General features: G+C 46.0%; 13 protein-coding genes and 1 riboswitch. Of the genes, 11 read left to right on the top strand and 2 right to left on the bottom strand.

The features are described 5' to 3' along the window. Positions 1-30 precede the first annotated feature (30 nt). The 8 genes from GC093_RS03860 to GC093_RS03895 all read left to right on the top strand — a co-directional run bounded on the left by GC093_RS03860 (position 31) and on the right by GC093_RS03895 (position 8850). Positions 31-1686, top strand: a complete 1656-nt coding sequence (locus tag GC093_RS03860) for an ABC transporter substrate-binding protein (protein WP_171650530.1) — start codon at positions 31-33, stop codon at positions 1684-1686. Between the two features lie 21 nt (positions 1687-1707). Then, entirely contained in the window at positions 1708-2634 is a 927-nt protein-coding gene (locus GC093_RS03865) for an ABC transporter permease (protein ID WP_171650531.1), read from the top strand. A 73-nt stretch (positions 2635-2707) separates the two neighbouring features. After that, on the top strand, positions 2708-3559 hold the full coding sequence (locus tag GC093_RS03870; RefSeq protein WP_246313417.1) for an ABC transporter permease: 852 nt from the start codon (positions 2708-2710) through the stop codon (positions 3557-3559). A 78-nt stretch (positions 3560-3637) separates the two neighbouring features. Continuing rightward, positions 3638-5677 carry an ABC transporter ATP-binding protein gene (locus GC093_RS36275; protein ID WP_171650533.1) on the top strand — a complete coding sequence of 680 codons (2040 nt, stop codon included), beginning with the start codon at positions 3638-3640 and terminating at the stop codon, positions 5675-5677. Positions 5678-5719: 42 nt separating this feature from the next. After that, complete coding sequence (locus GC093_RS03880) at positions 5720-6187, top strand: DinB family protein (RefSeq protein WP_171650534.1); 468 nt, start codon at positions 5720-5722, stop codon at positions 6185-6187. Between the two features lie 332 nt (positions 6188-6519). Then, positions 6520-7647: an NADH:flavin oxidoreductase gene (locus GC093_RS03885; RefSeq protein ID WP_171650535.1), complete on the top strand. Its 1128-nt coding sequence runs from the start codon at positions 6520-6522 to the stop codon at positions 7645-7647. Positions 7648-7852: 205 nt separating this feature from the next. Further along, entirely contained in the window at positions 7853-8032 is a 180-nt protein-coding gene (locus tag GC093_RS03890; RefSeq protein ID WP_171650536.1) for a hypothetical protein, read from the top strand. 48 nt (positions 8033-8080) lie between these two features. Next, a riboswitch (cobalamin riboswitch) is annotated at positions 8081-8273 on the top strand. A 211-nt stretch (positions 8274-8484) separates the two neighbouring features. Further along, positions 8485-8850 (top strand): (2Fe-2S) ferredoxin domain-containing protein, encoded by a 366-nt coding sequence (locus GC093_RS03895; protein ID WP_171650537.1) that lies wholly within the window; start codon positions 8485-8487, stop codon positions 8848-8850. Positions 8851-8967: 117 nt separating this feature from the next. On the opposite strand, the gene GC093_RS03900 is transcribed toward GC093_RS03895, so the two are convergent. After that, on the bottom strand, positions 8968-9471 hold the full coding sequence (locus GC093_RS03900; protein WP_171650538.1) for a GNAT family N-acetyltransferase: 504 nt from the start codon (positions 9469-9471) through the stop codon (positions 8968-8970). A gap of 211 nt (positions 9472-9682) precedes the next feature. On the opposite strand from GC093_RS03900, the gene GC093_RS03905 reads away from it, so the two are divergent. The 3 genes from GC093_RS03905 to GC093_RS03915 all read left to right on the top strand — a co-directional run bounded on the left by GC093_RS03905 (position 9683) and on the right by GC093_RS03915 (position 13972). Further along, positions 9683-10276: a TetR/AcrR family transcriptional regulator gene (locus GC093_RS03905; protein WP_171650539.1), complete on the top strand. Its 594-nt coding sequence runs from the start codon at positions 9683-9685 to the stop codon at positions 10274-10276. Then, positions 10273-13437, top strand: coding sequence for an efflux RND transporter permease subunit (locus GC093_RS03910; RefSeq protein ID WP_171650540.1), 3165 nt, complete (start codon positions 10273-10275; stop codon positions 13435-13437). The genes GC093_RS03905 and GC093_RS03910 overlap by 4 nt, the downstream gene beginning before the upstream one ends. Before the next feature lie 118 nt (positions 13438-13555). After that, entirely contained in the window at positions 13556-13972 is a 417-nt protein-coding gene (locus GC093_RS03915; protein ID WP_171650541.1) for a hypothetical protein, read from the top strand. Between the two features lie 470 nt (positions 13973-14442). Here GC093_RS03915 and GC093_RS03920 read toward each other — a convergent pair whose 3' ends face one another. After that, positions 14443-15333, bottom strand: coding sequence for a helix-turn-helix transcriptional regulator (locus GC093_RS03920; protein ID WP_171650542.1), 891 nt, complete (start codon positions 15331-15333; stop codon positions 14443-14445). Positions 15334-15454 lie beyond the last annotated feature (121 nt).

Genomic DNA, 15454 nt, shown 5'->3' on the forward strand with positions numbered 1-15454 from the left:
TTAAACATAGATAGGAATGGGGGGCTTCAAATGACAGGGAATTTATTGAAAAGATTGACGATATTTACAACGTTAATGCTTGTTGCGTCAGGCTGCGCGGGCGATAAGGGCAATGTCGCTCCAGCTGCAACGGGGGCCAATCAACCGGAGGCTGTCACCAAGGGCGGTGAGCTGACATTTGGCGTGGCTGCATCGCCGGGCGGGTTGGACCCGAATGTGTATCCGGGAGCAGGGGACTATCGAATCATGCGGTCGATCTTTGACAGCCTAATCGTTCAAATGCCGGATCAAACGTTCAAGCCATGGCTGGCTACAGAATGGACCATATCACCGGATGCGAAAAGCTACACCTTTAAGCTGCGCAAGGATGTGAAATTCCATGATGGAACTCCGTTTAATGCGGCAGCTGTTAAATACAATTTCGACCGGATTGTGAATCCTGAGACCAAGTCGAGATTTGCTGTAACGTTAATCGGACCCTATGAATCTTCAGAAGTGATAGATGAATTTACGGTCAAAGTGAATTTGAAATCGCCGTACAGCGCCTTTTTGAGCAGCTTGAGCCAAGCGTTTCTTGGTATTGTTTCACCGGCGGCAGCTCAGAAATATGGGGAAAATCTGGCTAAGAACCCTGTCGGAACAGGCCCGTTTAAATTCGTTAGCTGGGTTGAAAATGCAGCGATTACGCTGGATAAAAACCCGGATTACAACTGGGGCCCGCCGACTGCTCAAAACAAGGGTGCTGCTTACATCGATAAGCTGATATTCAAAATTATTCCGGAGGAAGCAACCAGGATCGGTTCCGTACAGAGCGGACAAATTTCCGCAGTAGAAACTGTGCCTCCTCAGAATCTGATTTCACTCAAAAATGATCCGAACATTACTTTAATAGAAGCAGAATCGGCCGGTATCCCGTTCACCTTAATGCTCAATCAAGACCACGCGCCTTGGAATGAGCTAAAAGCCAGAAAAGCAGTTCAGCTGGCAATTGACGTTGACACTATCGTAAAAACACTCTATCTGGGTACTTATAAACGGGCATGGTCGCCTATTACACCGTCTGTTCTTGGTTATAATGCTTCACTTGAAAATTCAATTAAGCCGGATATCCCCAAAGCGAATCAGTTGCTTGACGAGCTGGGATGGGTGCGGGGAGCTGACGGTATACGGGCGAAGAACGGAAAGCCACTTAGCCTTTATTTCGTGACAAGCACGCCGAACCGAGAGAAACGTAATGATATCGCAGCGATGATCCAGCAGCAGCTTAAGCCAGTGGGCATCCAGGTCAATGTCGAGATCACCACCAGTACGAATGCTCAAACAATCGTCATGGACAAAGGGACTAATGATTTGTACGGAGTCAGCAATGTAACGGGGGACCCGGATATTCTGCGCAGCTTTTTCCATACCAATGCAATACCGAAGGAAGGCCGTTGGGGTCATAACCATACCCATCTCTCCGATCCGCAGCTCGATAAATGGTTGGAAGAAGGTTTGAAGGAGCAGGATACCCAAAAGCGGAGTGAAGTTTATAAGAAAATTCAAAGCTATGTAGTTGAAAATGCTATCGGATTTCCCATTTATATATTCCCTTACACAGTTGCCTCTTCGAAAACAGCCAAGGGCTTGAAATTCGATGCACTAGGCTATCCGCTGTTCTACGATGCTTACGTTGTTAAAAAATAAGCTTTGAAAGGAAGGACTGCTATGGCTTCAGCCATCATTCGTAGGGCTTTAACTTCCCTTCTGGTCATTATCGGGTCGCTGGTGCTTGTCTTCTTTATTCTGTACCTGCTTCCCGGTGACCCGGTCCTGGCAATGTTGGATGGAGTAAGCGCCAGTCCGGAGGCTGTGCAAAATCTGCGTCAGCAGTTGGGTTTAGATAAACCTTTGGGCATACAGTTCGCTCATTACTTTTGGGATATGATCCGGGGTGACTTCGGCAAGTCACTCGTAAACGGCGATCCGGTATTGCCGAAAATATGGGAGCAGCTTCCGGCGACCGTTGCATTAACTGCGGCCAGCTCCTTGGTGTCCATTGCGATTGGTGTTCTGTTGGGAGTGCTCTCAGCGGTTCATCATAATCGGTTTATAGACATTATCGCAAGGATCGTCAGCTTGTTCGGCATATCGACACCAACGTTCTGGTCTGGAATTCTGTTAATTCTCATTTTTTCCGTTCAGCTTCATTGGTTCCCAGCTATGGGATCGGATGGATTCAGTACGCTTATACTTCCTGCCTTGGCGCTTGGCTTTGTTACCTCTGGGTTTATCGTTCGGATGGTGAGAAATAGTATGCTTGATGTTATACACGAGCAATTCATTGTAACGCTGCGTTCCAAAGGACTGCCCGAGCGTATCATTATGTATCGTCACGCACTGCGTAATGCGCTGATTCCGGCTATTACGATGTTAGGCGTGCAGGTTGGGGAGCTATTAGCTGGAGCGGTTGTCATCGAAACTGTGTTTTCCCGGCAGGGTGTGGGCAGGCTTCTGGCGGATGCCATTACTGCCAAGGATTTGCCTGTCGTTCAGGGAATTATTTTGTTCACGGCTGTTATGTATGTGCTTGTAAATTTACTGGTGGATGTATCCTACTCAGCGATTGATCCCAGAGTAAGGCGTTCAGCATAGCAGCTTGTAGAGGAAAGGAGAATGGTTTGTGAAGCATGCCGCGTCTGCAGAAGTCGTGCTGCCTGGAAAAAGGCTGCAGTTATCCCTATTTAAAGTTGGCAATAAAAAGCTGTCCATTACGGATTCGTTAGTTTATATAGCGGGACTTATTATCCTGTTCATTGTTATCTGCGCTATCTTTCCACAGTGGATTGCGCCTTATGCCCCCACGCAAATGATGGCGGATGCCATTCTGAAGCCTCCGAGTGCGGCGCATTTGTTCGGTACGGATTATTATGGCAGGGACGTATTTTCCTTAGTCGTATTCGGCAGCCGTGATTCCTTGTTAATTGGAGTGGTCTCGGTGCTGATTGGCGGGATAACCGGGGGAACCATGGGAGCGTTGTCCGGTTATATTGGAGGTTGGATCGACGGGGTCCTGATGCGGATTGTCGATGTGCTTATGACCATTCCCGGTCTTCTGCTTGCACTTGCTATTGCTGCCGCTTTAGGCCCGAGCTTCTTCAATGTGGTGCTAGCTGTTAGTATTTCTGCTATTCCGGGCTATGCCAGAGTAATGAGGAGTCAAGCGATCTCGATGAAAGGGCGTCCTTTTATTACCGCGTCCTATTCGATAGGATCGAATCACTTGCATATATTTACGCGCCATATATTGCCGAATTCATTATCGCCTCTGCTTGTTATGGGAACGATTGGAGTAGGATCTTCCATTCTGATAGGGTCAGGGCTCAGCTTTCTGGGTTTAGGTGTATTCAGAGAAATTCCGGATTGGGGTACACTGCTTTCCCAAGGAAGAGGGTATTTAACCGTTGCTTGGTGGATGGCGAGCTTTCCAGGATTGGCCATAACTTTGTTTGTTCTTTCTGTTAATTTAATAGGAGATAAGTTCAGGGATCACTTGGATCCTAAGAAAAAAAGAATTTGATTTACACTAAAATTGCGTGTTCAAAAGGGGAGTTTTTGGAACAGCCTCTATAACGGTATCTTTTAAGGAGGGTTTGACTTGACACTTCTCGATATTCAACATTTGACCGTCGATTTTGCCACAAAACATGGGCTGCTCACTGCGATTACTGATGTTTCCCTTTCCATTAAAGCTGGCGAAACCGTATGCCTGGTTGGAGAATCGGGGAGCGGCAAGACGGTGGCTTCCAAGTCGATCATGAGATTGATTGATTATGAGAACGGCGTAATCTCGAAGGGGAACATCTTGCTGGATGGTGTTGACTTGACCGCTTTATCCCAAGAGCAAATACGACTGCTGCGTGGCAAAAAAATGGCTATGGTGTTCCAGGAGCCCATGGCGGCCTTTGACCCTGTTTTTACAATCGGCAGTCAAATTGTGGGTAATATTGTTCAGCATAAACGAGTGAGCAAACAGGCTGCGACCCAGCAGTCCATTCAACTACTTGAAAGGGTAGGTATACCGGAAGCGGAGCTGCGGATGCGCCAGTATCCGAACGAGCTATCCGGCGGTATGCTGCAGCGTGCGATGATCGCAATGGCATTGTCCTGTGAGCCCGAGCTGCTCATTGCTGATGAGCCAACAACTGCAATGGATGTGACCATTCAAGCCCAAATCTTGCAGCTGCTGCAAGAGCTGAAAGCCGAATATAAGATGTCGATTTTATTAATTACGCATGACATGGGGATTGCCGCACAGTTAGCGGATCGGATTGTTGTTATGTACGCAGGCAGAGTCATGGAGCAAGCATCAGCCGTTCAGCTCTTTGAACAGCCGTACCATCCGTATACGAAAGCTCTGCTTCAATCGATCCTTACGTTGGAGGGCAGCCGAGATAAAAGGCTATATTCGATCGAAGGCGCGATCCCAAGCCTGGCGGAGCTTCCGGAAGGCTGCCGGTTTCATCCCCGCTGCTCCTATGCCACGGAACAGTGCGTAAGATTCAATCCTCCGCTGCATGAGATCAATGGGCGGGAAGTAGCCTGCTGGCATGCCGAAGAGCTGGTAAAGACAGAATGGGGAGCTCAACGGCATCATCTATTATCTGTTTCCTCTGTACAAGCGGCTTTAACTGAAGAGGTTACAGCGGATAATTCCCTCAGTAAAGCTGCCCCACAGGATTTATTTGAGGTTAAAGGTTTGCAAAAGTTTTACAAGGCTAACAAAGGGATCTTCAATAAAAGCAATAAGTTCGTCCGCGCCGTGGATGATGTTTCCTTCTCGATTCGCCAAGGCGAGGTGTTCGGCCTTGTAGGGGAATCCGGCAGTGGGAAATCAACGTTAGGCCGGGTGCTTTTGCAGCTGGAGAAAGCTACGGCGGGCCAAGTGTTGTTCCAAGGCAGAGATTTAACTCTCCAAAATGGAGGTGAGCTTCGTCAAGCCCGGCGCGATATGCAAATGATATTTCAGGACCCTTACGGATCGCTTAGCCCGCGTTGGAGGGTTGGAGATATTATAGGCGAGCCGCTGGAAGTGCATAACCTTTTGAAAGGTAATGAGAGAAGAGCGCGTGTCGAGGAGCTGCTTGAGTGGGTAGGGTTAAGCCCCTCCTGGTATAACCGATATCCTCATGAATTTTCAGGAGGACAGCGGCAAAGAATTGGTATAGCGAGAGCCATTGCGCTTAATCCGAAGTTTATTTTGGCTGATGAAGCTGTATCTGCACTCGACGTATCCGTACAATCGCAAATCGTGAATCTACTTCAGGATTTGCAGAGCAGAATGGGGCTTACCTACTTGTTCATCGCTCACGGATTGCAGATTGTCCGCCATATTTCCAACCGCGTTGGAGTTATGTATCTAGGCAAGCTGGTTGAGATCGCCCCGAGCGAGGAGCTGTTCTTGCACCCGGCGCATCATTATACAAAGGCGCTAATTGCTTCGATTCCTCTGCCTGACCCGGCCCGTAAAAGCGAGCTTGTCGAACTGAAGGGGGAAATTCCTTCACCGGCAAACCCTCCGTCAGGCTGCCGGTTTCATACCCGCTGCCCTGCGGCCACGGCCCTATGCAGGGAAATTCAGCCTGAGCTTCAGGAGCTTCAGCAAGGTCATTGGGCTGCATGTCATTATCCGGTGTAGCCTGAACGAAAACCTTTTATATGAAAAATGGAGGAATGTATAATGAGCCAGATAACCATTGATATTCAGAGCTATAAGGACACGTATCTTAAGCTGAAGTCAGCTATAGAGGGACTAACGGAAGATCAGCTGAAATGGAAAGCGGCTCCTGATAAATGGAGTGTAACCGAGGTTCTGTCTCATTTGACGGATCACAGCATCGTATTTTCCTTTCGTATCCGCAAGCTTATTTCCGAGGAAGCTGCACAATTGCCACCGTTTCAGCAGGACCCGTGGGTTAGCGAGAGCAAGGCGAACGAGGGAGCGGCAAGAGACATTCTTGATGTATTCGGAATTCTTCTTACCTATAACAGTCTGCTGTTTGACAGGCTGCCTGCTGAGGCTTGGAGTAAAACAGGCATCAACTTTAAGGGAGAAGCTGTAACGCTTCTTCAGTCCTTCCAATCGTTTATCAAGCATGTGGACACTCATTTACTGCAAATTGAGAGGATTAAGAACGCTTATCAATAGTCTGAAGGGCACCCAATTCGATAGTAATAGAAGCAATCGCAGCTAATTCTACGGTGGCGGAAGCAATAGCTTTCCTGAACAGTCGCTGTAGGTGTAGGAGACAACTTGAAAGATTCTGAGGTATATAGAGGCGTTTATCAGGAGATCATTGTTAAGAGAGAAAAGAACGTTAATACTTCGGTTAACGTTCTTTTTTTGCAATAAGTCAGTAGTAGCGGTTTGAAAAAAAGTGTGATATAGTTATTTCTGTTAACTGTAATAAATAACATGACAGTTTGTCGTGAGACAGAGTCTATAGGGATATTAAATATAAACATTGGAGGTAATAAGGAATGAGTAATCAAGAGACACAATCAACACCAAAGGTGGAGCCGTTGTTTGAACCTTTTACAATAGGAAATTTGAAGGTGAAGAACCGCATCGTAATGGCTCCAATGACTAGAGCCTTCTCTCCTGAAGGGGTGCCTGGTCCAGATGTGGCTGCTTATTATCGCCGCCGTGCAGAGAATGGTGTAGGCCTCATTATTACGGAGGGTACTTTAATTAATGATCCGGCAGCAACGAATAACCCTAATATACCCAATTTTCATGGTACGGATGCATTGAATGGCTGGGCTAATGTCGTCTCGCAAGTTCACGAAGCGGGTGGGCTTATTATGCCGCAGCTGTGGCACATTGGAACGGATCGTAAGATTGGCGCCATTCCTAATCCAGAAGAACTGCCAATCGGGCCTTCAGGATTGGACATTGCTACAGGTGAGAAAGTAAATGAGCCGATGAGCGAAGCAAGAATTGCTTCCGTAATCGCAGCATACGCACAGGCAGCGGCAGATGCCAAGCGAATTGGTTTTGACGGCATCGAGCTTCATGGAGCACACGGTTATCTGATTGATCAGTTTTTCTGGGAGAAAACCAATCAACGCGATGACAACTACGGTGGTAATCTTGTGAAAAGAACCCGGTTTGCCGCAGACATTATCGAGGCATGCCGTCGTGCTGTAGGTCCGGATTTCCCAATTATCATACGAATTTCGCAATGGAAATCAAGTGATTACCAAGCCAAATTAGCAGAAAATCCTGAGCAGCTTTCCCAGTTTCTTTCACCTCTAGTGGAAGCAGGCGTTGACGTGTTTCATTGCTCTACCCGCCGCTTCTGGGAACCGGAGTTTGAAGGCTCAGACCTTAACTTTGCTGGCTGGGTCAAACAATTAACCGGAAAGCCTACCATCACAGTAGGCTCTGTAGGACTGGACAATGAATTTATAGCTTCTTTCAAAGGTGAAAGCGCAGGTACGGCCAATGTGGATGCATTGATTGAAAAGCTAAGCAAAAATGAATTTGACCTGGTTGCTGTCGGTCGTGCTTTGCTCGTAGATCCTGCTTGGGCTGCTAAAATTCGCGATGGCCGGACGGATGAGCTGGAAATATTTACTCCCCAGGCCTTAGGATCATTGTCTTGATGATGTAAGTATAGCTTTGTTGGCATGACCGGGATACCCTCGGATTCAAGGGGAATCCCGGTCGTTTTTATTTTGTCACATTATGAGAATTCCAAATCCAAACCCTCGCATAACAGATTAGTAGTGAATGCTATAACTGGAGTATCTGGAGCTAATTCGACCTTCTCATTCTCGGTAAGGAGTTTAGCTGCAAAACTCCATCAATATGTGGTCACTCATCGGAACATACCGTGAGGCATGGAATTATATGGGGTTCTCCCTGTTATTTGTTGCGGTGAACCCAATTGGCCTGCCATTAACTGGAGGTTTTCCCGCTAGTGATGTGGTGGCGGAAGTTCGGCTGTTTATATTCGCCAAGCACTGGCTTGGTTTGGGGCAATTTTAATTGTTAAAAACTAAATATTCATGTATGATCAATGTTGTTCAATCATAACTGTAAATTGTGGGAACAAGGTGCTCCAATTCAAAGGAGCGTAAAAGGGAAGTTCGGTTCAATGCCGACGCGGTCCCGCCACTGTATCGGAATAATCGCAGCAAGCATGCCACTGATCCTTCTTCAAGGATTGGGAAGGCTGCTGTGAGGTTTATTCCGGAGCCAGGAGACCTGCCTGTTCTGACAACACTGCTTAACCTACGGGAGATAGGGAAGTGTTAAAGACGGCCGTCGTATGCTCGCAGCAGCTATAGGCATCTTTACCTTTTCATGCATTTTTCTTGCTGAGGGGTAGAGATGTCTTTTTTAATTTTTATTTATTTATTTATTTATTTATTTATTTATTTATTTATTTATTTATTTATTGGAACTAGTGATTTAGGAAAGTGAGGCTTGATACATATATGACGACTTGGAATTTATCCAATGTAAAGCATCATGTGTTTATCTGTAATGGAGGAAGCTGCCTGCGACAGCAGGGGGAGGAAGTTACATCGGCAATTCGTGCAGAAATTGCTGCATTGCATGCGGACGGACGAATACATACAACAAGAACGAGATGCAATGGGCGCTGCGAGGATGCATGCGTAGTAATGGTATATCCAGAAGGAATCTGGTATAAAGACGTAACACCGGATGTTGGAAAGCGCATAGTCCGTGAGCATTTACTTGAGGGTAATCCGCTACAAGAGAACATGGTGTATTCTTACAGCGAGTGTTTTAGAGCGACGGGAGTAGGGAGCATGGGTAAGAATAAAGCAAAGGCTTAAGAGTATTAAGCTTGAGATCTGGGATCTGGGATCTGGGATCTGAGATCACAGATCAAGGGTTAAAAGGCGTCGGTATTTTTCTGAATTGTGATATTACTGAGCGGATATTAATTAGGTTTACAAGATAATGGACATCAAGTCGTCATCCCAGTATTGACCGTTGCTTTTCATAGCATTTCGTTCTGTTCCATATGTCGTAAAACCAACGGATTCATAAAGTCTTTTGGCAGCAAGGTTGTTGGAAACTACCGTTAAATTAATTTGCTCCAAGCCCGGTAATTGTTTGGCTCGTTGAAGTAATTCGGTAAGCAGGGCATAGCCTACTCGCATTCCACGGAATTCAGGGTTTACATACATGGCATAAATAGAACCTTTATGTGTAATTTTGGGATTACTCTCACGCACGAAGGTAACGATTCCCGCTAACTCATCAGCTTTTGTAAAGCAGCCCAGAGTAAATTTCATTGCAGTTTGTTGAAGATTTTGTTGGAATTCCTCAATCGGTTTTTCTAATTGTATTTCATAAGTGGTTAAAAAGGCTTCGGGATTTTCCTTAAGAGATGTGAATCGAATCTGGCGATAAATTTCAGCATCTGTCGGATTCAAACAGCGAATGTTCATTGGCGCAGCTCCTTCCTAACCGTATACAATCATGTGAATGGTAACCATTATACAGGGGCTGTTCCAATGAAACAAGGCTTCTAAATTCAAAGTTTTCAAGAAATGGATGTTGAAACAGATGAGTTGCATACAATGGATAATGCTGTTAAAATAAAAAAATGACTGATCAGTCAGTCATAAGCAAATATTTGGTAATGGGGGTAACGCATAAATGGGTGAGGATAAGAAAGAAAGCATCATAGAAGCTGCGTTAAAGCTCTTTGAGGAGCAGGGATATCATACTACGAAGGTCTCGGATATTGTACGCCAAGCAGGAGTAGCTCAGGGAACCTTTTACTTATATTTCAAAAGCAAGGAGGATTTGTTCCGCAGCATTGCCGAATCCTGCTTAGCTGAAGTTTCTGATGCTATTAAGCTGAATTGCACAGGAAGCGCTAAGGAAGAGGCACTTTACCGGATGATCCTTGAGTCGCTGCGCGTGTATTATAATAACAAAAGTATTTTGAAAATTTTAAACGGGCATGGGACTGCTTCCACGGAGATCGCGGATATTTCGGATGCTTTTTATCGGACTATTATGCTGGTTATCAAGCAATCTTTTATGGACTGGGGAGCCTTTCCTAATTACTCGGAGGAACAGCTTGAAATTGCGGCCTATTCCAAAATAGGAATGGTTGAGATGGTTGCGTACCAATGCTTTATCATTAAAAATTATGATGTCACCCATATCGATTCTATAGCTCAAGTGCTTGCGGGCGTAAATGCGCCGTGCAAGCTGGAGCCGACGGATGTAGGTGGCGAATGATCGCAAAATTGCTGAAGTACCGTAAAGTGACGCTGCTGTTTTTTTGCATGGCCATGCTGCTCGGTATAGTCAATGTATTTACATTGAAACAGCGTGAAAATCCGGAGATCGATGTGTCGATGGCTTTGGTAAAGACGATTTATCCAGGTGCTTCACCGGAAAAGGTAGAGCAGTTCGTAACGCGACCGCTGGAAAAGAAAATTAAGGAAATGAGCAATATTTCCATTATGAGTTCAACCTCGATGGCTAATGTATCAGTCATTAATGTGGAAATGAAGCCAGATACGGACATTAAACGCGCCTGGGATACGTTAAGACAAAAGGTTCAAGCTGCCGAAAGCGAGCTGCCCGATGAGGCTGAGAAGCCAGTTATCAATGATGATTTGAGCAAGATTGCGGAGCAAATCTTCCATTTTGTTGTGGATAAACAAGAGCAGCTGGAATCACTTAGGCCTACTATGGAAATTTGGAAAACTCAGCTCAGTACGGTTCCTGGGGTTAGCAATGTTGATATTGTGGGACTGCCGGAGCAGGAAGTGGCTATAGTTCTGGATACGGAGAAGCTGGACACGTTCAAGCTGCCTTGGGGCATCGTAGCTCAATCCCTTATGACCAAGCATGACAGGGTGCCATTGGGCACGATAGAAAAAGGGGCTAAATCTTACTTTGTCGATATGTCAGGGGAATGGAAAACGGCTGAACATATAGCAGATACAGAGCTTTTGGGGCTTCCAGCCGGCAGAGCATTGAAGGTACGCGATGTAGCGGATGTGAAGCTGCGGCCCAAGGAAACGGAAGTAAGCATTTTACATAACGGGAAGCCAGCGCTTGACCTGGTGATTAATGCAGAAAAAGGGGCAGACATTCCTACGCTGCAGAAGTTAATTGATGGGAAGGTATCTGTACTGCGTGAGCAGCTCCCAGCTAACTTGCAGGTCGTATCGTTGTTCTCGCAGAAGGAAAGCCTCGATCACTTGTTCAAGGAGCTAGGACAGGAGCTGTTGATCGGGATTGCAGCGGTTATTCTGGTCTGCTCCATGGGACTTACCTTCGGTACCTCTTGGATTGTAGCGTTGGCAATTCCTATCTCTATCACGGTAGGCTTGATTCCCGTTGAGTTGATGGGTATTGATCTTAACCAGATTACCGTTGTTGCGATTGTTATTGTGCTGGGCATCTTGGTCGATGATGCGATAGTAGTGAATGATAACATCCAACGGCGCTTACAGCTGGGGGACTCTCCAGCCGTCGCGTCATTTGAAGGGAGCAAGGATGTAGCCATTTCCATTCTTACGGCTACTATTGCAACGGCTGCTGCATTCCTGCCGTTGTTTTTCTTGAAAGGCAATATCGGCAGCTTCATTCGTCCGCTGCCTGTTGTCATCTCGCTAACACTGGCTGCTTCGATGGCGATGTCTTTGACGATCATCCCGATTTTTCGCCAATGGGTGGGTGAACGTGCGCTTCGTAGAATGAAGCCTGCGGCATCAGCAGCGGCTGCTGCAAAGCAGGAACAGGGGAGAGAGACAGCATCACATGGGGGAAGCTCAGACCATCTTGCAGAGCAATTGTCGCCCGGTTTGCTGGGCAAGCCGATCCATCGATTAAGTGTATTTTACGGTAAGCAGATTCACCGTATTCTGAAGCGCCCGCTGTTAATTGGAGTAGCGGCTTTGTTGATTGGAACGAGCAGCTTCGGCTTGCTTCCCTTGTTAGGCGTACAGTATTTCCCACCTGCGGAGAAAGCTGAGATGCTGATTGATTTCAAGCTGCCGACGGGGCGCACGCTAGCCGAAACGGAATATACACTGGAGAAAGCCGCTGATTGGATGCAGAAGCAGAAGGGTGTATTGTTCGTAACCAGCTATTCAGGTCGTACTACACCGCGTTTCTATTATTCGGAATCCGATCGGTCTGGAACAGAGATTGGACAGTTGTTTGTCAAAATTGATCCTAAGGTTATCCATACTCAGGAAGCTGTCAGTGCATGGAGGCAGCAGTTGAAGACGATTCTGCCGGAGGATGTGGAGGTTACGCCCCGCGAGCTGGAGCAGGGTCCGCCCGTTGGCGCTCCGATCGCCATTCGTATAAGCGGCAGTGAGCTGCAGCAATTGCGTCAGCTATCGGATGACGTGCAATCTGTTCTTAAACGGATTCCGGGGACTGTCAGCGTTTCCGATGATGTTGGGACAGATATGAACACATTTGAAATGCTGCCGGACCCAGCCAAGCTGCAGCTATATGGGGTCAGTGAAAAGGATTTGTCACAGACGATACGCATTGCAACCGAAGGACTTACAGTTACAAAAATGCAGAAGGGCGAGGATTTGCTCGATGTGACCTTGTATGCCAAGGAGCACAGCGCAGACATGCTGGAAACAATGAAAAAAATGTACGTCCCTATGCAAAAGGGAGGGACTGTGTCCGTACGTGAGCTGGGTGATGTCCGCAGTGGCCAGATGATCAAAGCTATCCATCACCGCAATCAGACGAGGACGATTATTGTTAAAAGCTATACAGAGAATCGTCTTCCAGATGATATCGTCAAAGAAGTCAAAGCGGAAATGAACCAACATCCCTTACCCAATGGCTACACCTTGGAGTACGGCGGGGAAAATGAAGAAAGAAACGACGCATTTGCTTCTATCGGCAAGCTTTCTATTATTGTAGTGCTATTAATTTATATTTTGATGGTTATGCAATTTTACTCTTTATCCATACCTATCTTGATCTTGTCCACCGTATATTTAGCTGCAGGAGGAGCGGTTATTGGGTTGTTCCTCACGAATTCTCCAATAGGCTTCATGGCTTTGATGGGGTTAGTCAGCTTAGCAGGGATTGTGGTGCGGAATGGGATTATTTTGATCGAATTTATCGAGCAGGCTAGAGAGCGTGGATTACCGCTGCATGATGCCGTGGCTGAGGCGGGGAAGGCCAGATTACGGCCGATACTGCTTACAATGGCAACCGCAATAGGTGGATTATTACCGATGACAATTATGGGCGGTAATTTATGGAGGCCAATGGGAATCACGATCATATCAGGTTTGATTTATTCGACCTTACTGACCTTAATTGTTGTTCCATCGCTATTCGTAATCCTGGAAACGTGGCGGGAAAAGCGAGCGGTAAAAAGAGGAGAGACTACAGTTCACGGTTAGTCCACAATTGGAGGGGATTCTCTTGAAATGTATGAGCATATACCCTTCCATAATTTGCTTAGATGGCGCTTTATCGGGTATACTGAACGTAAAATGTGTTTAAGAGACGGAGGTCCCCATGCATAACTTATTCGTTTATTTACATGTACTATCAGCTGTTTTAATGGGTGTATATTTGATGTTTCCTTTCTTATCTATGCGTATTGAGGCTCTGTCAGGAGCTGCGCAGGTAGGGTTCTTGAACGTCCTGTACGCAACAAATCGTTCAGGGCAGATGGCTCTCGTCATCGCGCTGCTTTCGGGCGGCTATCTGGTGAGCAAGAGCGGTTTCTCGGTGGCATGGATGATTGTAGCCGTTGTTCTGTTCTTGGCGCTTGGCGGATTGACAGGAGTGCTCGGAAGCGCAATGCGCAAAGCATTGGCTGATGATAATGGCTCCAGTGTTAAGGCTCACATAGGCAAAATCAAGAAAATAAGCGTCATCTCTGGTGTGATTTTCTTCCTGCTTGTAACGATGATGAAGTTCCCTTTTTAAGCTGGGATTAGCAAGGTGTGGATACAAAAGTCCGCTTGAGCGACAAGAAGCTCAAGCGGGCTTTTTGTCTTGATTTCATTTCAACCTATATTGAATGGATGTTTTGAGGTTTGGGTGAGCGAAGATTGTTCTGTATGTACTTCCTCCGAGAAACGTCTCCTTCTTTTCGTTCCTCTAAATGGACATAGGCTGCTTGCTGCTGGCGGAACTGTGATGCGCTAATTGGCTCTTCACACGTCATCATTCAAGCGAAACGGAACTACGATGCTTTATTTGGCTGAAAAGAGGGATTTTCCCCATTTAGAGACGCGATAACGCATCGTAGTTCCGCGAAACACGAATTGGATGGAATATGAGACAAATAAGGGAACGACGTTCCGTAAGAGCGGTATGGCCCCCACATCCTTACATCCAAATACGCGCAAAAAAAATAAATTGTATACTAACGAAGCCGCCACAAAGCGGCTTTCTTATTCACGTTGTGAGTTACGATACTGAATCGGGGTAATGTTCATGATTTTTTTGAAAACCGTACAAAAGTGAGAAGTATTAGGCATCCCTACACGATTCCCAATTTCTTTCAGAGGGTATGAAGTTGTTCTAAGCAAAAGGCAAGCTTCACGGATGCGCCGGTTAGTTAATGAGGTGGAGAAGCTGATGCCGGTTGTTTTACGAAACAACGAAGATAGATGATACATGGACAGAAATAGCTGTTGGGCCAGCTCACCTACGGTCAAATCCTCCATAAATCGTTCTTCAATGGCCTGCATAACTTTTTCAACATGATGAGGAAGAGCAATAGTTTCCTGCTGCCCGACACTGGATATATCCATATCACGATAAGCAATTTGCAATTGATTCAAAAACGATAAAATAAACAGCACAAAGGATTCCATACGTTTTTCCGATAAAGGAGGAATCTCTTGTTGGTCCATTTCTTGCTGTATTTGTCCGAACGAACGGCATAATTCCTCTAAAATGTTAAAATCCTTCATCGGTCCAATAACGTGAGATGCCGATTGGGAATCGAGAAAGAGTCTGACAAATGAACGTAACTGTGGAAAGGAATGAAGATAAGTTTCCAGTACGGAATAATCAAATAAGATCAGGGTACGGGTAAAAGGAATTTGGGGGTCCATTATTACTCGATGAAGCTGAAACGGATGGAAGATCATCAGCGTTGCTGGTTCAACGTCGTAAATGTCACTCTCTAGAAAAACGCGGCCTTTACCTGCATGAACAAACATAATTTCCATACTTTGATGTGCATGAAAAATAGGAGTAGGACCAACGGATTCTTTTGAATAATGATAAAAATAAGGTTTGAAATGCAAGAAACGATTGATCGATAAACGATTCATGATGTGTGTCCCTTCCTGATTCCAGGTTTCAAATTCATTTAGTTACAGTTCCATATAAAAAACCATTTTCCTTCTGAATACCGCAAAATTACGAAATGATACCGCAAATAATTAAAATAAG

It is taken from the genome of Paenibacillus foliorum, assembly GCF_013141765.1.
GTDB lineage: Bacteria > Bacillota > Bacilli > Paenibacillales > NBRC-103111 > Paenibacillus_S > Paenibacillus_S foliorum.